The organism is Mycolicibacterium duvalii (assembly GCF_010726645.1).
GTDB lineage: Bacteria > Actinomycetota > Actinomycetes > Mycobacteriales > Mycobacteriaceae > Mycobacterium > Mycobacterium duvalii.
Genome location: NZ_AP022563.1, coordinates 184631 through 202337 on the forward strand (window position 1 = coordinate 184631; position 17707 = coordinate 202337).

Annotated in this window: 16 protein-coding genes and 1 pseudogene; 10 read left to right on the top strand and 7 right to left on the bottom strand. The window is 69.6% G+C overall.

The window, feature by feature from the left end; translation table 11 throughout:
- Positions 1-2: 2 nt before the first annotated feature.
- Positions 3-947, bottom strand: coding sequence for a 2,3,4,5-tetrahydropyridine-2,6-dicarboxylate N-succinyltransferase (gene dapD / locus G6N31_RS00965; protein ID WP_098003892.1), 945 nt, complete (start codon positions 945-947; stop codon positions 3-5).
- Positions 948-971: 24 nt separating this feature from the next.
- On the opposite strand from dapD, the gene dapE reads away from it, so the two are divergent.
- Both dapE and G6N31_RS00975 read left to right on the top strand, forming a co-directional pair.
- Positions 972-2039 carry a succinyl-diaminopimelate desuccinylase gene (gene dapE, locus G6N31_RS00970; RefSeq protein ID WP_098003891.1) on the top strand — a complete coding sequence of 356 codons (1068 nt, stop codon included), beginning with the start codon at positions 972-974 and terminating at the stop codon, positions 2037-2039.
- A 109-nt stretch (positions 2040-2148) separates the two neighbouring features.
- Positions 2149-3762 (top strand): ABC-F family ATP-binding cassette domain-containing protein, encoded by a 1614-nt coding sequence (locus G6N31_RS00975; protein ID WP_098003890.1) that lies wholly within the window; start codon positions 2149-2151, stop codon positions 3760-3762.
- A gap of 2 nt (positions 3763-3764) precedes the next feature.
- On the opposite strand, the gene G6N31_RS00980 is transcribed toward G6N31_RS00975, so the two are convergent.
- The gene (locus tag G6N31_RS00980; protein WP_234815337.1) at positions 3765-5771 is read right to left on the bottom strand and encodes an ATP-binding protein; all 2007 of its coding nucleotides are present in this window, start codon (positions 5769-5771) and stop codon (positions 3765-3767) included.
- Between the two features lie 29 nt (positions 5772-5800).
- Between G6N31_RS00980 and log the strand changes: the two genes are divergently transcribed.
- From log to G6N31_RS01015, 7 genes are all read left to right on the top strand, one after another.
- Positions 5801-6400, top strand: a complete 600-nt coding sequence (gene log / locus G6N31_RS00985; RefSeq protein WP_234815336.1) for a cytokinin riboside 5'-monophosphate phosphoribohydrolase — start codon at positions 5801-5803, stop codon at positions 6398-6400.
- A complete protein-coding gene (fadD6, locus tag G6N31_RS00990; protein WP_098003888.1) occupies positions 6397-8199 on the top strand; it encodes a long-chain-acyl-CoA synthetase FadD6 in 1803 nt (600 codons plus the stop codon). Before log ends, fadD6 begins: the two co-directional genes overlap by 4 nt.
- A gap of 75 nt (positions 8200-8274) precedes the next feature.
- A complete protein-coding gene (folP, locus tag G6N31_RS00995; protein ID WP_098003887.1) occupies positions 8275-9150 on the top strand; it encodes a dihydropteroate synthase in 876 nt (291 codons plus the stop codon).
- Positions 9147-10106, top strand: a complete 960-nt coding sequence (locus G6N31_RS01000; RefSeq protein WP_098003886.1) for a glucosyl-3-phosphoglycerate synthase — start codon at positions 9147-9149, stop codon at positions 10104-10106. Before folP ends, G6N31_RS01000 begins: the two co-directional genes overlap by 4 nt.
- A gap of 25 nt (positions 10107-10131) precedes the next feature.
- Positions 10132-10479 carry a DivIVA domain-containing protein gene (locus G6N31_RS01005; RefSeq protein ID WP_098003885.1) on the top strand — a complete coding sequence of 116 codons (348 nt, stop codon included), beginning with the start codon at positions 10132-10134 and terminating at the stop codon, positions 10477-10479.
- A complete protein-coding gene (locus G6N31_RS01010; RefSeq protein ID WP_098003884.1) occupies positions 10476-11084 on the top strand; it encodes a DNA-3-methyladenine glycosylase I in 609 nt (202 codons plus the stop codon). The genes G6N31_RS01005 and G6N31_RS01010 overlap by 4 nt, the downstream gene beginning before the upstream one ends.
- Positions 11085-11245: 161 nt before the next feature.
- Entirely contained in the window at positions 11246-11413 is a 168-nt protein-coding gene (locus G6N31_RS01015; RefSeq protein WP_098003883.1) for a DUF3117 domain-containing protein, read from the top strand.
- A gap of 11 nt (positions 11414-11424) precedes the next feature.
- Here G6N31_RS01015 and glgA read toward each other — a convergent pair whose 3' ends face one another.
- Positions 11425-12588 carry a glycogen synthase gene (gene glgA / locus G6N31_RS01020; RefSeq protein WP_098003966.1) on the bottom strand — a complete coding sequence of 388 codons (1164 nt, stop codon included), beginning with the start codon at positions 12586-12588 and terminating at the stop codon, positions 11425-11427.
- 144 nt (positions 12589-12732) lie between these two features.
- Between glgA and glgC the strand changes: the two genes are divergently transcribed.
- On the top strand, positions 12733-13947 hold the full coding sequence (gene glgC, locus G6N31_RS01025; protein WP_098003882.1) for a glucose-1-phosphate adenylyltransferase: 1215 nt from the start codon (positions 12733-12735) through the stop codon (positions 13945-13947).
- Between the two features lie 15 nt (positions 13948-13962).
- Here glgC and G6N31_RS01030 read toward each other — a convergent pair.
- From G6N31_RS01030 to G6N31_RS01045, 4 genes and pseudogenes are all read right to left on the bottom strand, one after another.
- A pseudogene (locus G6N31_RS01030) lies at positions 13963-14444 on the bottom strand (MSMEG_6728 family protein).
- Between the two features lie 28 nt (positions 14445-14472).
- Positions 14473-16101 carry an ABC transporter permease gene (locus G6N31_RS01035; protein ID WP_179964249.1) on the bottom strand — a complete coding sequence of 543 codons (1629 nt, stop codon included), beginning with the start codon at positions 16099-16101 and terminating at the stop codon, positions 14473-14475.
- Positions 16098-17021: an ABC transporter ATP-binding protein gene (locus tag G6N31_RS01040; RefSeq protein ID WP_098003881.1), complete on the bottom strand. Its 924-nt coding sequence runs from the start codon at positions 17019-17021 to the stop codon at positions 16098-16100. The genes G6N31_RS01035 and G6N31_RS01040 overlap by 4 nt, the downstream gene beginning before the upstream one ends.
- Positions 17014-17676, bottom strand: coding sequence for a TetR/AcrR family transcriptional regulator (locus tag G6N31_RS01045; RefSeq protein ID WP_098003880.1), 663 nt, complete (start codon positions 17674-17676; stop codon positions 17014-17016). Before G6N31_RS01045 ends, G6N31_RS01040 begins: the two co-directional genes overlap by 8 nt.
- Positions 17677-17707 lie beyond the last annotated feature (31 nt).

Consider the following 17707-nt stretch of genomic DNA (forward strand, 5'->3'; position numbering starts at 1 on the left):
AGTCAGTTGGCGTGCAGGGCCTCGTTGAGCGTGATCCCCGTGCCGTCGCGCTTGACCACCTCGACGGCACCGGACAGCGAATTGCGGCGGAACAGCAGATTGCTCGCCCCGGAGAGCTCGCGCGCCCGGGCGGTATGCCCGTCGGCGGTCTGCACCTTGGTGCCCGCGGTCACGTAGAGGCCGGCTTCCACGACGCAGTCGTCGCCCAGCGAGATGCCCAGGCCGGCGTTGGCGCCCAGCAGGCAGCGCTTGCCGACCGAGATCACCTCTTTGCCGCCGCCGGACAGCGTGCCCATGATCGACGCTCCGCCGCCGATGTCGGAGCCGTCGTCGACCACGACCCCCGCCGAGATGCGGCCTTCGACCATGGAGCTGCCCAGGGTGCCCGCGTTGAAGTTCACGAATCCCTCGTGCATCACCGTGGTGCCGGCGGCCAGGTGGGCGCCCAGTCGCACCCGGTCGGCGTCGGCGATGCGCACGCCGGCGGGCAGCACATAGTCGACCATGCGCGGGAACTTGTCGACGCCGTACACCGCGACCTGTCCGCGCCGGCGCAGCCGCGCCCGCACCGTCTCGAAGCCCTCCACCGCACAGGGGCCGAAGTTGGTCCACACCACGTTGGTCAGCACGCCGAACAATCCGTCGGCGTTGAGGCCGTGCGGGGCGACCAACCGGTGCGACAGCAGGTGCAGGCGCAGGTAGCCGTCGTAGGCGTCGGCGGCCTTGTCGTCCAGCGACGGGATGACGGTGCGCACGGCCACGGTCTCGACGCCGCGGTCGTCGTCCGGGCCGGTCAGTGCGGCCAGCTCGTCGGGGATCTCGGCCACCGACAGCCGCACCGTGCCGGGCTCGCCGTCACCACCGAGTTCGGGCGCCGGGAACCAGGTGTCGAGCACTGTCCCGTCCGCCGTGATCGTCGCCAACCCGATGCCTGATGCAGAAGTCACGGCGTCAAGACTAACGTCAGCGGTGTGGCGCTTGACCTACACGGTGACCCGGTGGCGCTGACCGCCGCGCTGGTCGACATCCCCAGCGAATCACGGCACGAGAAGCGCATCGCCGACGAGATCGAAGCCGCGCTGCGTGAGCAGACGGTCGGGTACGAGATCGTCCGCGCCGGGGACGCGGTGCTGGCCCGCACCGACTACGGCAGACCGTCCCGGGTGCTGCTGGCCGGGCACACCGACACCGTGCCGGCCGCCGACAACCTGCCCAGCCGGCTCGAGGACGGCATCCTGCACGGCTGCGGCACCTCGGACATGAAATCCGGCGACGCGGTGTTCCTGCACCTGGCCGCGACGGTGGCCGAACCGGCCCACGACATCACGCTGGTGCTCTACGACTGCGAGGAGATCGAGGCCTCCGCCAACGGTCTGGGCCGCATCGAGCGTGAGCTGCCGGAGTGGCTGCATGCCGACGTCGCGATCCTGGGGGAGCCGTCGGGCGGCTTCATCGAAGCCGGCTGCCAGGGCACTCTGCGGGTGCGGATCTCCACGACCGGTACCCGCGCGCATTCGGCGCGGTCGTGGCTGGGCGACAACGCCATTCACAAGCTGGGGGAGGTGCTCGCGCGGCTGCGGGCCTACCACGCGCGCAGCGTCGACATCGACGGCTGCGTCTACCGGGAAGGCCTGTCGGCGGTGCGCATCGACGGGGGCATCGCCGGCAACGTGATCCCCGATGCGGCCTCGGTCACGGTGAACTTCCGCTTCGCGCCGGACCGCAGCATCGAGCAGGCCTATGCCCACGTCTGCGAGGTCTTCGACGGGCTCGACATCACCGTCGAGCTCACCGACTCAGCGGCGGGGGCGCTGCCCGGTCTCACCCGGCCCGCAGCCGCGGCGCTGGTCGAGGCCGCCGACGGACAGGTGCGCGCCAAGTACGGCTGGACCGACGTCTCACGGTTCGCCGCGTTGGGTGTTCCCGCGGTCAACTACGGTCCCGGCGACCCGAACCTGGCCCACCGCGTCGACGAACGCGTCGAGGTCGCCCAGATCACCGCCGTCACGACGATGCTGCGCCGCTATTTATCCGCTTGACCACCCGCATACCCTGGAACGCATGTGGGGAGACGACGTCACCGGCTGAGCCCGGCACGCTGCACTGATTCCTCCGCGGGCCGTGCCCGCACGCAGAAAGCGTCCCCTGATGTCTTCTCCTTCCCTGGTCTGCACCGACCTCGGGGTCTCCTGGCCCGACGGCACCGACGTGTTCGGCGGGCTGTCTGTCACCCTCGGCCCCGGGCGCACCGGTCTGGTGGCGCCCAACGGAGCCGGCAAGAGCACGTTGCTGCGTGTCGTCGCCGGTGAGATCGAACCCACCACCGGCTCGGTGGTCGTCGACGGCACGCTGGGCTATCTGCCGCAAACGTTGCCGCAGCTGACCGGCCGCAGCGTGGCCGAGCTGCTCGGCGTGGCCGGGGTGCGGGGCGCGCTCGACGCGCTGGCTGCCGGAGACGCCTCCGAGCAGATCTTCGCCGCCATCGGCGACGACTGGGACATCGAGGAACGCAGCCGTGCCACATTGGGCCGGCTCGGCCTCGGTCATGTCACGCTCGACCGTCCGGTGGGCACGCTCTCCGGCGGTGAACTGGTATTCCTCGGGCTGGCCCGGGAACTACTGCGCCGCCCGCAGGTGCTGCTGCTCGACGAGCCCACCAACAACCTCGACGCCGCCGCCCGGCGGCGGCTGTACCGCGCGGTCGACGACTACCCCGGGTGCCTGCTCGTGGTCAGCCACGACCGGCTGTTGCTGGACCGGATGGATCAGATCGCCGAGCTGCATCGCGGCGGAATCACCCTCTACGGTGGCGATTTCACCACCTATCGGGCCGCGGTGACCGCAGCCGCCGAGGCCGCCGCCGACGCGGTCCGCAGCGCCGAGCAACACCTCAAACGCCAGGCCCGGCAGCGCCAACAGGCCCGCGAGCGCGCCGACCGGCGCGCCGGCACGGCCGCGCGGAGACTCCCCGACGCGGGACTGCCGAAAATCGTTGCCGGCGCCCGGAAGCGACGGGCACAGGAGACCGCCGGCCGCACCGACGAGGTGCACGCGCGGCGCGTCGAGGACGCCCGCGCCCGGCTCGCCGACGCCGAGCAGGCGCTGCGCGACACCGATGCGCTGGTCCTCGATCTGCCCGACACCGACGTAGCGGCACGACGAACGGTGCTCTCGGTCGCCGACGTCGACGTGGTCATCGGGACGCGCCGGATCCTCGCCGGGGTCAACCTGACCGTGCGCGGTCCGGAACGTATTGCGCTGACGGGCTCCAACGGCGCCGGCAAGACGACACTGCTGCGAGTGTTGCGCGGTGAGGTCAGTCCGCAGCGGGGCGGTGTGTATGTGGCCGAGGGTCGGGTCGCCTACGTCTCGCAACGGCTCGATCTGCTCGACGACGAGAAGACGGTGGCGGCCAACCTCGCCGCCTTCGCACCGAGCCTGTCGCTGACGCGTCGTCGACATCTGCTGGCGCAGTACCTGTTCCGTGGTGACGCCGTCGACCTGCCGGTGCGGGCGCTCTCGGGCGGGGAACGTCTGCGGGCCACCCTGGCCTGTGTGTTGTCCGCCGAACCCGCACCGCAGCTGCTGTTGCTCGACGAACCGACCAACAACCTCGACCTCGCCGGCGTGGCGCAGCTCGAAGATGCGTTACGCGCCTACCGGGGAGCGTTCATCGTGGTCAGTCATGACGACACCTTCCTCGATGCCATCGGGGTCGACCGGGTGCTGTGCCTCGCCGATCAGGCGCTAACGGAGACCTGAGCTCAGGTTCGGCCGCGCGCCAGCGCCACCGTGTCCCGGCCGAACGCGCAGTCCACCTCGTCGCAGACCCGCAGCAGCGAGTCGAGCGCGCGCCGGTCCCCGAGCTCGACGGCGGTCCGCAGCGCACGCAACGCCACGGCGGTCTGCCCTCCCCGCTGCGCCGCCTTGACCGCGTCCCGGGCCGCTGCCACGGCGCCGAACGAGTCCCGGCGCGCGGAGTTCGTCCACGCCCGCGCCACCGCCAGCTCGGGGGCGAACAGCATCGACTTGAGTCCGTGCCGGGATTCCGCGCGTGTCAACGCCTTCCCGGCCTCGACGGCCTGGCCGAGGCGACCCAGCGCCTGGCTCAACAACATCCACGCCAACGGGCCCCAGGAATAGCCCGTCGGCGCCAGCGTGGCCGCGGACTCCCGCAGCAACGTCACCGCGGCGGCGGGTTCACCCAGCGCGATCAGCGCATCGGCCTGCAACACCTCGCCGATCGCGCGGCCCGGCTGCCGGCGCTGGGCGTACTCGGTGAGCCGTTGCGCCAACGCCAGCGCGCGGTGCGGCTCACCGGTCATCACCAACGCGGTGGTCTGACCGTAACCACTGGTGAACCGCAGCAGCCCGGGCTGCCCGGCGGCCAGCGCCTGCTCGGCCAGCGCGTCGACGGCATCGAACGCGCCGCTGCGCGCCGACGTCAGCGCCGCCGCGGATGCCGCCCACCCGACCGCGGTCTCGTCGGCGTCCGGTGAGGCCAGAACCGCGGTCGCCAGCTCCGTTGCGCGCGCGAGGTTTCCGGAGTTCATCGCGAACGTCGCCGACAGCGCGTCGAGCGTCGTGCGGGCCGCGGGCGTGGTCAGTTTCGCCCGGGTGCTGTGCAGGAATGCCGTGGCATGCTCGGGCGCCGACAGCATCCAGAACCGGTTGGCCGCGGTCGGCAGTGCCCACGCCAGCAACTCCGGTTCGGACAGCCGGTCCGGATCGATGTCGGCCAGCACCTCGTCGGCCTCGCGTCCCCGCCCCTGCCATGCCAGGGCGTAGCCGACCGCCAGCCGGGCGCTCAGGTTCGGCTCGAGCTGCAATGCCGCGCGCCCCAGCCGTTCGCAGAGCTCGAGCGCCCCCAGTCGCAGCGCCTCCTGCGCGGCGGAGCGCACGTCCGCCGCCGGGGGCGCCCAATCGCTGTCGAGGGCCAGCACGGCGCGCTGCAGGCGGGCCACCACTCCGTCGGCGGGTAGGTGCTCGACCACGGCGGTACGCAGCCGGCGCAACTCCGGGCCGCCGAGCCGGTCGCGCGCCGCGTCGGCGAACAACGGCTGCGCCGGGCGCAGCCCGTCCTCGGAGAGCGTGACGGCGTGCGCTCCCAGCGCGGCGTCGACAGCGTGGGCGCTGGTCAACAGCGCGGCCTGCTCGAGCGGCAGCGGATCGCAGACCGCGAGGAATTCCAGCACCCGGCGGACGTCGGGCGCGAGACCGGCGACGAACTCGTCGACCTGCGCCCGCAGCCGGCCGTCCTCCTGGCCCGCGGGATGCAGGTCGACCCGGGCGACCAAGCCGTCCTGCCACAGTGCGGCGATCTCGGCGGGCAGCGTGGGTGTGTGGTGCGCGCTGTCGGTGGACACGGTCAGCACCGGCGTCACCGACCGGCCCACGGCCAGCTGGTAGACCAGCGCGGCCGACAGCGGATCGAGCAGGTGCGCGTCGTCGACCACCAGCAGGCGGGCGTCGCCGAGACGCTCCCGAGCGGCGCGCAACACGGCCGCCGTCGAACCCGACTCGGGCACGGCGAACAGATGCGCGAACGCCGCGAACGGAACCGGCGCGCGGGTCACGGTCGCGCGCACCCAGTCCACCCGGCCGAAATCCGGGGCGACCCGCTCCACCACGTGCTCGGCCAACGTGGTCTTGCCGACCCCGACCGGGCCGATCAGCGCGGCGCCGGTGCCCGCCCGCAGCGCGGTGCCGACCTGTGCGAGCGCGGGTTCGCCGGGTGCGGTCACCCAGCGGACCGGCAGAGGCACAGGCACCGCCGGAGTCTATGGCTAGGTTTGAGCCCGTGTCCCGAGATCCCGACCGCGAATGGGCGGTGTGTGTCTACTGCGCCTCCGGCCCGACCCATCCCGAGTTGATCGAGCTGGCCAACCGGGTGGGCGAGGCAATCGCGCAGCGCGGCTGGACCCTGGTCTCCGGCGGCGGCAACGTCTCGGCGATGGGCGCGGTGGCCGGGGCGGCCCGTTCGCGCGGCGGCTACACCGTCGGCGTCATTCCCAAGGCGTTGATCCATCGTGAGGTCGCCGACACCGACGCCGACGAACTCGTCGTCACCGACACCATGCGGGAGCGCAAACAGGTGATGGAGGAGCGCGCGGACGCGTTTCTGGCCCTGCCCGGAGGCATCGGCACGCTCGAAGAATTCTTCGAAGCCTGGACAGCGTCGTATTTGGGTATGCACAACAAACCGATCGTGATGCTCGACACTGTTGGGCACTATGACGGTCTACTGGCCTGGTTGCGCGGGCTGGTCGGAACCGGCTACGTCAGTGCCGACGCGATGGGCATGCTCACCGTCGTCGACACTGTCGAAGCCGCTCTGGCCGCCTGCGCGCCCGGGCCGGCGTCCCACACATCAACAGCGGAGGAAGAGCGGCAACTATGACGGAAAGGTCGGGGACCCGACACAGTGTCGGGCTGATCGATATCGCCAAGCAGGTGCCGGGTCTGCTGAAGGACGCACCCACGATGATCCGTGGAGTCGTCACAGGCTTCGGTGCCCGCCCGTCGGCGAAGACCTCGATCGGGAAGGTGTTCCAGGATCGCGCCGACCAATACGGCGGCAACGTGTTCCTCAAGTTCGAGGACTCCGAGATCACCTACGCTGACGCCAACGAGAAGGTGAACCGCTACGCCGCGGTACTCGCCGCCAAAGGCGTGGGCCACGGCGACGTCGTCGGGATCATGATGCGCAACTCGCCCGAGCCGATCCTGCTGATGCTCGCGGCGGTCAAGTGCGGCGCGATCTCGGGAATGCTCAATTACAACCAGCGCGACGAGGTGCTCAAGCACAGCCTCGGCCTGCTGTCGGCGACCGCCGTCGTCGCCGAGACCGAATTCGTGGAGCCCATCACCGAGTCCGGGGCCGACACCGCGGGCCTGATCACGCTCGACGAGGTCAAGAAGCTCGCCGAGACCGCCCCGGCCACCAACCCCGACACCACGTCGGCGGTGCTGGCCAAGGACAAGGCGTTCTACATCTTCACCTCCGGCACGACCGGGATGCCGAAGGCCAGCGTGATGACGCACTACCGCTGGCTGCGGGCGCTGGCCGGCTTCGGCGGCCTCGGCATGCGGCTCAACAGCAACGACACGCTGTACTGCTGCCTGCCGCTGTACCACAACAACGCGTTGACGGTGGCGCTGTCGTCGGTGCTGAACTCCGGCGCCGCACTGGCGATCGGCAAGTCGTTCTCGGCGTCGAAGTTCTGGGACGACGTGATCCGCTACGACGCGACGGCGTTCGTCTACATCGGCGAGGTCTGCGCGTACCTGCTCAACCAGCCCGAGAAGCCGACCGACCGCCAGCACAAGGTCCGGGTGATCTGCGGCAACGGTCTGCGGCCGGCCATCTGGGACGACTTCACGGAACGGTTCGGCATCGACCGGGTCTGCGAGTTCTACTCGGCCAGCGAGAGCAACACCGCGTTCGTCAACTTCTTCAACCTCGACAAGACCACGGGCATCTGCCCGACCCCGGTGGCGTTCGTCGAATACGACGAGTCCGGGGACCCGGTGCGCGACAAGGACGGTCGTGTGCGCAAGGTCAAGAACGGCGAGCCCGGTCTGCTGCTGTCCAAGGTCAGCAGCTTCCAGCCCTTCGACGGCTACACCGACGACAAGGAGTCGGAGAAGAAGCTGGTGCGTGATGCCTTCAAGGACGGCGACGTCTGGTTCAACACCGGCGACCTGATGCGCGATCAAGGTTTCGGGCACGCCGCGTTCACCGACCGGCTCGGCGACACCTTCCGCTGGAAAGGTGAGAACGTGGCGACCACCGAGGTGGAGGCCGCGGTGTCCACCGCCGACCAGGTCGAGGAATGCACGGTCTACGGCGTCGAGGTCCCCGATGCCGGCGGCAAGGCCGGCATGGTGGCCATCCAGCTCAAGGACGGCCAGGAGTTCGACGGCAAGGCGCTGGCCGACACCGTTTACGACCGGCTGCCGTCCTATGCGATGCCGCTGTTCGTCCGTGTCGTCGACGAGCTGGCCCACACCTCGACGTTCAAGAGCCAGAAGGTCGACCTGCGCAAAGAAGGGTACGGCGGGTCCAGCGGCGAGGGCGACGACGACGACGTCAAGATCGAGGATCCGATCTACGTACTGTCGGGCAAGCAGGAAGGCTACGTGGAGTTCTACGAGGAGTACCTGCAGGAAGTCACCGCCGGTAAGAAACCCAAGTAGCGCGTGATTTCGGCGTGTTTGTCGTCGCCGGGCGACGACAAACACGCCGAAAGCGCGGAAACGTAGCCTGAAGGAGTGGACTCGACGTTTCTGGGGCGGCCGGTGGCCGGCGATCGCGCGCTGATCATGGCGATCGTCAACCGGACACCGGATTCGTTCTATGACCGTGGCGCCACGTTCGCCGACGAGGCCGCCAAGGAGGCGGCGCATCGCGTCATCGAGGACGGGGCCGACGTCGTCGACGTCGGCGGGGTGAAGGCCGGTCCCGGCGCGGTGGTCGACGCCGCCGAGGAGATCGCGCGGGTGGTGCCGTTCATCGAGTGGCTCCGGGCGACGTTCCCGGACCAGCTGATCTCGGTGGACACCTGGCGGGCCGAGGTCGCCAAGCAGGCCTGCGCGGCCGGCGCAGACCTGATCAACGACACCTGGAGTGGTGCCGACCCTCAGTTGGCCGAGGTGGCCGCCGAGTTCGACGCCGGCCTGGTGTGTTCGCACACCGGCGGTGCGGTGCCGCGCACCCGCCCGTTCCGGGTCAACTACGGGATCACGGAGCGCGGCGTGGTCGACGACGTCATCGCCGAGGTGACCGCCGCGGCGCGGCGCGCGGTGACGCTGGGAGTCTCAGCCGACCGCATCCTGATCGATCCGACGCACGACTTCGGCAAGAACACTTACCACGGTCTTACTTTGTTGCGTCATGTGAAAGAGCTTGTAAACACTGGATGGCCCGTCCTGATGGCGCTGAGTAACAAGGATTTCGTCGGGGAGACTCTGGGTGTGGGTCTGACCGAACGCCTCGAGGGCACCCTGGCCGCGACCGCGCTGGCGGCCGCTGACGGTGCGGCGATGTTCCGCGTGCATGAGGTCGGGCCCACACGTCGGGTATTGGAGATGGTTGCGTCGATCAAAGGCGCCCGTCCGCCGAAACGTACGGTGAGGGGACTCGCATGACCGTGTTGTCTGATCGCGTCAACGACCTGCAATTGGATGAGGTGGCCGAGCATCGCTGGCTCGGCGATCACAGCTGGAGCCGGCCGCACTGGACCGTCGCCGAACTGGAAGCCGCCAAGCGGGGCCGCACGGTGTCGGTGGTGCTGCCGGCGCTCAACGAGGAAGAGACCGTCGCCGGCGTCGTCGAGACCATCATGCCGCTGCTGGGTGGACTGGTCGACGAGCTGATCGTGCTGGACTCCGGGTCGACCGACGACACCGAGATCCGGGCCGTCGCCGCGGGCGCGCGGGTGGTCAGCCGTGAGGTCGCGCTGCCGGAGGTGGCGCCCCAGCCCGGGAAGGGCGAGGTGCTGTGGCGCTCACTGGCCGCCACCACCGGCGACATCATCGCCTTCGTCGACTCCGACCTGCTCGACCCGGATCCGATGTTCGTGCCCAAGCTGCTGGGTCCGCTGCTGACCACCGACGGCGTGCACCTGGTCAAGGGGTTCTACCGCCGGCCCCTGAAAGTCAGCGGCGGCGAGGACGCCAACGGCGGGGGCCGCGTCACCGAGCTGGTGGCCCGGCCGTTGCTGGCCGCGCTGCGGCCGGAGCTGATGTGCCTGTACCAACCGTTGGGCGGGGAGTACGCCGGCACTCGAGAGCTGCTGACGTCGGTGCCGTTCGCGCCCGGCTACGGGGTGGAGATCGGCCTGCTCGTCGACACCTACGATCGCCTCGGCCTCGACGCCATCGCCCAGGTCAACCTCGGCGTGCGCACCCATCGCAACCGGCCGCTGACCGAGCTCGCGTCGATGAGCCGCCAGGTGATCGCCACGCTCTTACAGCGCTGTGGCATCCCGGACTCCGGCGTGGGGCTGACCCAGTTCTTCGCCGACGGCGAGGACTACACGCCGCGCACATCGACGGTCTCGCTGGCCGATCGCCCGCCGATGGCGAGCCTGCGTCCTCGCTGACCGCTCGGTCAGGCACTATCGAGGTGTGACGCTCGTCCTGCTCTACCTCGTCGTGCTGGTGCTCGTCGGCATCGTGCTGTTCGCCGTCGGCAGCCTGCTGTTCGGTCGTGGCGAGGCGCTGCCGCCGTTGCCGCGTGGCACCACCGCCACGGTGCTCCCGGTCGCCGACGTGACCGGCGCCGACGTCGCTGCGCTCAAGTTCACCCAGACGTTGCGGGGCTACAAGGCCGGCGAAGTCGACTGGGTACTCGAACGCCTGGGCCGGGAGATCGACTCGCTGCGCGCCCAATTGGCGCACCTGCGCGACGCCGAGGAGTCCGGCGATCTGCGCGTCGAGGCTCACCCCGGCGCGCCGCACCGGGACGACGCGTGACCGGCGCCGCTGAGGATCGCCGCGTCCGATGCGGATGGATCGACCAATCCCGGCTCTCGCCAGCGGATTTCGTGCTCTACCGCGACTACCACGACAACGAATGGGGCCGACCGCTGCGGGATTCGCCGGCGCTGTTCGAGCGGATCAGCCTGGAGGCGTTCCAGAGCGGGCTGTCGTGGTTGATCATCCTGCGTAAGCGGGAGAACTTCCGTGCGGCGTTCGACGGCTTCGACGTCGAGCGGGTTGCGCGCTACACCGACCGCGACGTCGAACGGTTGCTGGCCGACCCCGGAATCGTCCGCAACCGCGCCAAGATCGAGGCCACCGTGGCGAACGCCCGTGCCACCGTCGACCTCGCCGAGCAGGGCGTCGACCTCGGCGAATGGCTGTGGTCGTTCGCGCCCGCGGATGCCGCCACCCGGCCCCGCCCGGCCGACCTGTCGCGGGTGGCGGCGGTGACGCCCGAGTCGACGGCGATGGCCAAGGACCTCAAGCGCCGCGGGTTCCGGTTCGTGGGGCCCACGACGGCGTATGCGTTGATGCAGGCCACCGGGATGGTCGACGACCATGTCGCCAACTGCTGGGTGCCCCGCGGCAGAGACTGACCGATATCGCCGGGTCTTTGCACACGACCTGCCCGGGATAGGGAACAATAGAGAGTCTGTAGCAGTTCAGAGCCGGGCGCTGTCGGAATTCGCAGGGCAGCGCGACGCTCGCGGGACACACTGGGCCCTGACGGGCACGTCCACTGTGGAGGGAGCACTCGATGGCGGCGATGAAGCCCCGGACCGGAGACGGTCCACTGGAAGCGACCAAGGAGGGGCGCGGCATCGTGATGCGGGTACCACTGGAGGGCGGTGGCCGGCTCGTCGTCGAACTCACCCCTGAAGAGGCGGCCGCTCTCGGGGACGAACTCCGGGGCGTCACCAGCTAGCTTCGCGGCGGCTACAGCGCGACCTGGCGGTAGACCTGCAGGGTCTCCTCGGCGATGTGCGCCCAGGAGAATTCGTCGATGCACCGTTGCCGCCCGGCCGCACCGTAGCGCCGGGCCCGGTCCGGATCGCCGACCAGGGCGTTGACCGCCAGCGCCAGCTCCCGTTCGAATTCCGTCGGGTTATCGGCGGCGTAGTGCACCAGCAGCCCGGTGCGTTCGTCGTCGACCACCTCGGGGATGCCGCCGACATCGGAGGCGACCACGGCCGTCGCGCACGCCATCGCCTCCAGATTGACGATGCCCAACGGTTCATACACCGATGGACACACGAATACCGTTGCCGCGGAGAGGATCTCGCAGATCTGGTGGATCGGCAGCATCTCCCGCACCCAGAACACGCCGGAGCGGGCCGCAGACAGCCGCTGCACCGCCGAGGCCACCTCCTCGGCGATCTCGGGTGTGTCCGGCGCGCCCGCGCACAGCACCAGCTGGACGTCGGGGGCGAAGTGGTGGGCGGCGGCCACCAAGTGGGCGACGCCTTTCTGGCGGGTGATGCGGCCGACGAACGCGACGATGGGGCGATCCGGGTCGACGCCGAGGGTGCGCAGCACCGACGCCTCGGGGTCGGGCGGGACCGGCCGCCAGGTCTCGGTGTCGATGCCGTTGCGCACCACGTGCACGCGGTCGGGGTCCAGCGCCGGGTAGGTGGTCAGCACGTCGGTCCGCATCCCGGAGCTGACCGCGATGACGGCGGCGGCCGCTTCGACGGCGGTCTTCTCCACCCACGACGAGATGCGGTAGCCGCCGCCGAGCTGCTCGGCCTTCCACGGCCGCATCGGTTCCAGGGAGTGCGCGGTGAGCACATGGGGCACGTCGTACAGCAGTCCGGCCAGATGCCCGGCCATCCCGGTGTACCAGGTGTGGGAATGGACCACGGTGGCCGCCGAGGCCGCGTTGACCATGGTCAGGTCCGCCGACAACGTGGCCAGCGCCGGGTTGGCGCCCCGCAGAGCGGGGTCGGGTGCCGCTACCGTCACCCCGGCGCGCGGGGCGCCCATGCAGTGGACGTCGACATCGCACAACCGGCGCAGCTGGGCGACGAGCTCGGTGACGTGCACTCCCGCGCCGCCGTACACCTCGGGTGGATACTCTCGTGTCATCATCGCCACCCGCATGCTGCTGACCGTATCCAACTTCCCCAGGGGCTGGCGCAACATCGTGAATTGTCTTGACGGACAGACGCCGCTGACCCCGCCCGACGCGCGCGTTATTGGCATGAATGGTTGGCCGCCATCCCGGCGTGCGGATAGGTTGGCAGCATGAGGGAAGCGCCACACGTGCTTGGCATCGTCCTCGCCGGAGGAGAGGGCAAGCGGTTGTACCCGCTGACGGCCGACCGCGCCAAGCCTGCGGTGCCTTTCGGAGGTGCCTATCGGCTGATCGACTTCGTGCTGTCGAATCTGGTCAACGCCCGTTTTCTGCGGATCTGTGTTCTCACGCAGTACAAATCGCATTCGCTGGACCGGCACATTTCGCAGAACTGGCGGCTCTCGGGGCTTGCCGGTGAGTACATCACGCCGGTCCCCGCGCAGCAGCGGCTCGGTCCCCGCTGGTACACCGGATCGGCCGACGCCATCTACCAGTCGATGAACCTGATCTACGACGAGGATCCGGACTACATCGTGATCTTCGGTGCCGACCACGTCTACCGGATGGACCCCGAGCAGATGGTCGCGCAGCACATCGAGAGCGGCGCGGGTGCCACGGTGGCCGGCATCCGGGTGCCACGCGCCGAAGCCAGCGCGTTCGGCTGCATCGACGCCGACGACTCCGGCCGGATCCGGTCGTTCATCGAGAAGCCCGCGGACCCGCCGGGCACCCCCGACGATCCCGATCAGACGTTCGTGTCCATGGGCAACTACATCTTCACCACCAAGGTGCTCATCGACGCGATCCGCGCCGACGCCGAGGACGACGACTCCGACCACGACATGGGTGGCGACATCATCCCGCGGCTGGTCTCCGACGGCATGGCCGCGGTCTACGACTTCAGCAACAACGAGGTGCCCGGCGCCACGGAGCGCGATCACGGGTACTGGCGCGACGTCGGGACCCTCGATGCGTTCTACGACGCCCACATGGATCTGGTGTCGGTGCACCCGATCTTCAACCTGTACAACAAGCGCTGGCCGATCCGCGGTGGGTCGGAGAACCTGGCTCCGGCGAAGTTCGTCAACGGCGGCTCGGCCCAGGAGTCGGTCGTCGGCGCCGGCAGCATCATCTCGGCGGCGTCGGTGCGCAACTCGGTGCTGTCGTCGAACGTGTCCATCGATGACGGCGCGATCGTCGAGGGCAGCGTGATCATGCCGGGCGTGCGGATCGGGCGCGGTGCGGTGGTGCGGCACGCGATCCTGGACAAGAACGTCGTGGTGGGCCCCGGCGAGATGGTCGGGGTCGACCTGGACAAGGACCGCGAGCGGTTCTCGATCAGCGCCGGCGGTGTGGTGGCGGTCGGTAAGGGCGTCTGGGTCTGACCGTCGGAGTCCGACTCAGTCCGCCGGCACCCGACGGGCACGGTCCGAGGGCGGCCACACGTAGGGCAGGTCGTCGGCCACGCCGGGGAACAGCGGCCGGTAATGGTCCGGGTCCTTGCGGAGCAACGCCGCCTGGTGGGAGCGGTGAAACGCGGTATCGCCCAGCCAGGGCGGCAGCTCACCGGCCGCGGCGAGGTCGTCCTCGGTGCGGACCACGCTGAGACCGGTGCCGGCGGCCAGGTCGGTGCCCAGGGTGGCCGCGCAGGTGTCTGCGCGGCCCTGCGCACACCACACCTGGCAGATCTGCAGACCGTACCTGACCAGAGCTTCCTCGTAGCCGGCCCACATGGCCGCAGCCGGGTGGCGCCACCACCCGTATCCGGGGACCGTCAAGGCGCGCAGCACCTGGATCGTCTCGACCCGCTGTTACCGAGCCGGCGGGTGTCGAGCACCTGCGCGGAGGTCGTGAAGCCCGGATACGGCAGGAACGTCTGCATGTGGTCCGGATACCCGATTCGGCGTCCGTCAGGCGGCGTCGCGGTGCCGGTAGACGAACCCGGCCAGCGCCGTCAGCGCGACCGCCAGCGCTGCCATCACCATCAGCGTGCCGGCCGACAGCTGCTGGGGCGCAGTGATCCGGCCGACCGGTGAGAGATCGACCAGCCACTGCGGAAGACGCAGCAGCGCAGCCAGATACAGTGACGTGACTACGAAAGTGACGGCCAGCCAACCGATCCACGGCTGGCGGAGCGCCACCGCGACCGCGGCGACCCCGGCCAGCACCGCCAGCGCCGGCACGAATGCCAGCCCGGCCCCGGTCAGCCGCAGCACGGTATCGGCCGCACCGACGGTCAGCCCGGCACCCAGTCCGTTGCCGAGCCCGGCGCAGGCCATCAGGACCGTCGAGCCGAGCACCGACGCAGCGACCGCCGTGGACAACCAGCGCCAGCGCGAAACCGGCCGGGCCAGAACGGCTTCACCGAGACCGCAGCGTTCGTCTGCGTAGACCCGCAACACCGTCGCCACCGCGTAGGCGCTGGCCGCCGCGGCCAGGAACTGCGACATTGCCGTGTGGACGCCATCAGTGCCCTCGGCGTTGAGCATCCGGGCGATCAGCTCATTGTCGACGGCCGCGTCCAGAAGTGACTGCGTCATCGACCCGAAGGCCAGCCCCGCACCGAACAAGCCGACCGACCAACCGACCATCTGTCCACGCTGGAGCACCAGATGCAGGCCGAAGACTCCACCGACCGGGCGCGCGTGGGGCCGGTCGCCGGTGGAAGCGATGGTGCCGTCGTCGTACTGGCGACGTTGTTCGAGGTTGCCCGCGACGATGACGAGTCCGACGGCGAGCGCGATCAGCGCCACCAGCGGCCACCAGCGCACGTCGACGAAGGCTCGCATCTGCTGGGCCCACGCGATGGGGGAGAACCAGCTCAGCGTGCTGCCGGAGTGGTCGATGACGTCGCCGAGTCCACGGACCAGGACGGCCAGGGCGAGGACGGCCAGCGCTGCGCCGGTTGCGGCGCGTGCCGTGCGCCACAGCTGGGCGGTGACCGCGGCCACCGCCGCGAACACCATGGCGACCGCGGCGACGCCGACGCACATGGCCGCGCTGTTCATCACGTCCAGCCCGGTGGCCGCCAGCGCCGCGGTCATCGTCACGGCCAGGGTCGTGTTGACTGCTCCCGCAAGGGTCAGGGCCGCGGTGGTGCGGGCGTGCCGGCCCACCACCGACGCGAGCACCAACTCTGCGGACCCGTCCTCCTCTGCCGCACGGGTATGCCGGATCACGGTGAGAACGGCCAGAATCGACGCGGCCACGATGAGCGTCAGCATCAGCTCGTTGGCGAGCATCGTCCCGAGCGCGGTCTCGTTCACGCCGAAAACGGGTCCGCTCATCAGTGTGCCTGCAGGCGTCTTGAGCAGTTCGACGCGCGCCCACCGCTGCTCCTCTTCGGGATACGCCAGCTCGAGAGCCCCCGGGGTGTAACCCACCAGTGCCGTCAGCACGGCCAGCCACACCGTCAGCCGCAGCCTGTCGCGTCTCAGTGCGAAGCCGAACAGCTGCCGGGTACCGGTCCAGGGAGAACCGGCCGGCGTGGCAGCGTGGCGCGCGTGCGTCTCCGGTGCGGTCCGCGTGGTGGCACTCATCGGCCGGCTCCGTTGAATTCCTTTTCCCCCGCGCCGTGATACTCGTGCAGGAACATGTCCTCCAGCGATGCCGGAGTGACCGTCAGATCCTCGATCCCACAGCGGGTCAGGTCGGTCATGGCGCGATCCAGGTCGTCGCGGTCCACCGAGAACCGCACCCGGTCCCGCTCGGTGTGCAGGTCCTCGACATACGGGGCAGCGCGCAGGTCGGCCGGAGCCCGGGTGCGTGCCGAGACCGTGGTGCGCATCAGGTGCCGCATCTCGGCCAGGCTGCCGGACCGCACGGTGCGGCCGGCGCGGATGATCGTGACGGCGTCGCAAAGCTTTTCGACTTCGGCGAGGATATGGCTGGATAGCAGCACCGCCGCGCCCTGTCCGACGGCTTCGCGGACACACTGCGCGAACGCCTGTTCCATCAGCGGGTCCAGACCGGAGGTGGGTTCGTCGAGGATGTAGAGCTCGCTTCGGGTGCTGAACGCAGCGATGATCGCGACCTTCTGCCGGTTGCCTTTCGAGTAGGTGCGTGATTTCTTGTGCGGGTCGAGTTCAAAGCGTTCGATCAGCTCGTCGCGCCGGGCGGTGTCGACTGTGTCCTGCCCACGGAGCCGGGCGAGGAAGTCGATGGCCTGCATGCCCGTGAGATTCGGCCACAGCGTGACATCACCCGGGACATACGCGATCCGGCGGTGCAAGCGCACGGCTTCACGCCACGGGTCACCGTCGAGCAGTCGTACCGTGCCGGCGTCTGCGCGCAGCAGGCCCAGCAGCACCCGGATCGTGGTGGACTTGCCGGCACCGTTGGGCCCGAGGAATCCACGCACCTGTCCGCGCGCGACAGCCAGATCGAGGCCGTCGAGGGCCCGGGTGCGGCCGAACGACTTGGCCAGTCCGTGGATCTCGACCGCTGGAGTGTCAGTCATCGTGCTCTCCTTCTGCCGATGTCAGCGAAAGTCCCTGCGCCCGCCGAGTCGCGAACGCGTCGTACATGGTGGAGTCGGTCATCAGGCCGTTGGTGTAGATCTCGAGCGCGGGGAGCACCATGTCTTCGCTGTAGTCGCGCAGGACCGCCCGTAGGTCGGTCGGGTTGTCGTGCATCTGCAGGTACAGCAGAAAGGCGCCGCCTCCGGCCATGGCCAGGAATCGGGCTCTGGCCTTCGGGTCCGGACTCGGTTTGACGGTGCCCGCTCGCACGCCCGCCTCGATGTAGACCTCGGTGTTGGTGATCATGGTGCGCCACAACGTCCTTGCCAGTTCGCCGCCCTCTCGGAGGGTGCGCACCAGGTAGGCCATCATCGGCGCGTACTCCTCGATCTCGGCGATCTGGGCGAACCACGTTGCGGGATCGGAGGATTGGATCGACTCGGTCTTGCTGGCGAGGACGGTCTGGGCGATGTGATCGTCGCAGGCCCTGCGTAGGCCCTCCTTGGAGCCGAAATGATGGTTGACCAAGCCGGGGCTCACCCCGGCGGCCGCAGCGATCGCCCGTACGCCGACGTCGAAGCCGTCGCGCCCGAACAGTTCCAGCGCTGCGTCGCGGATGCGCGCGGCCGTCGTCAGATCGCCTACTGAACGCATGTTCAATATGTTAAACGTGCGTTCAATTGGC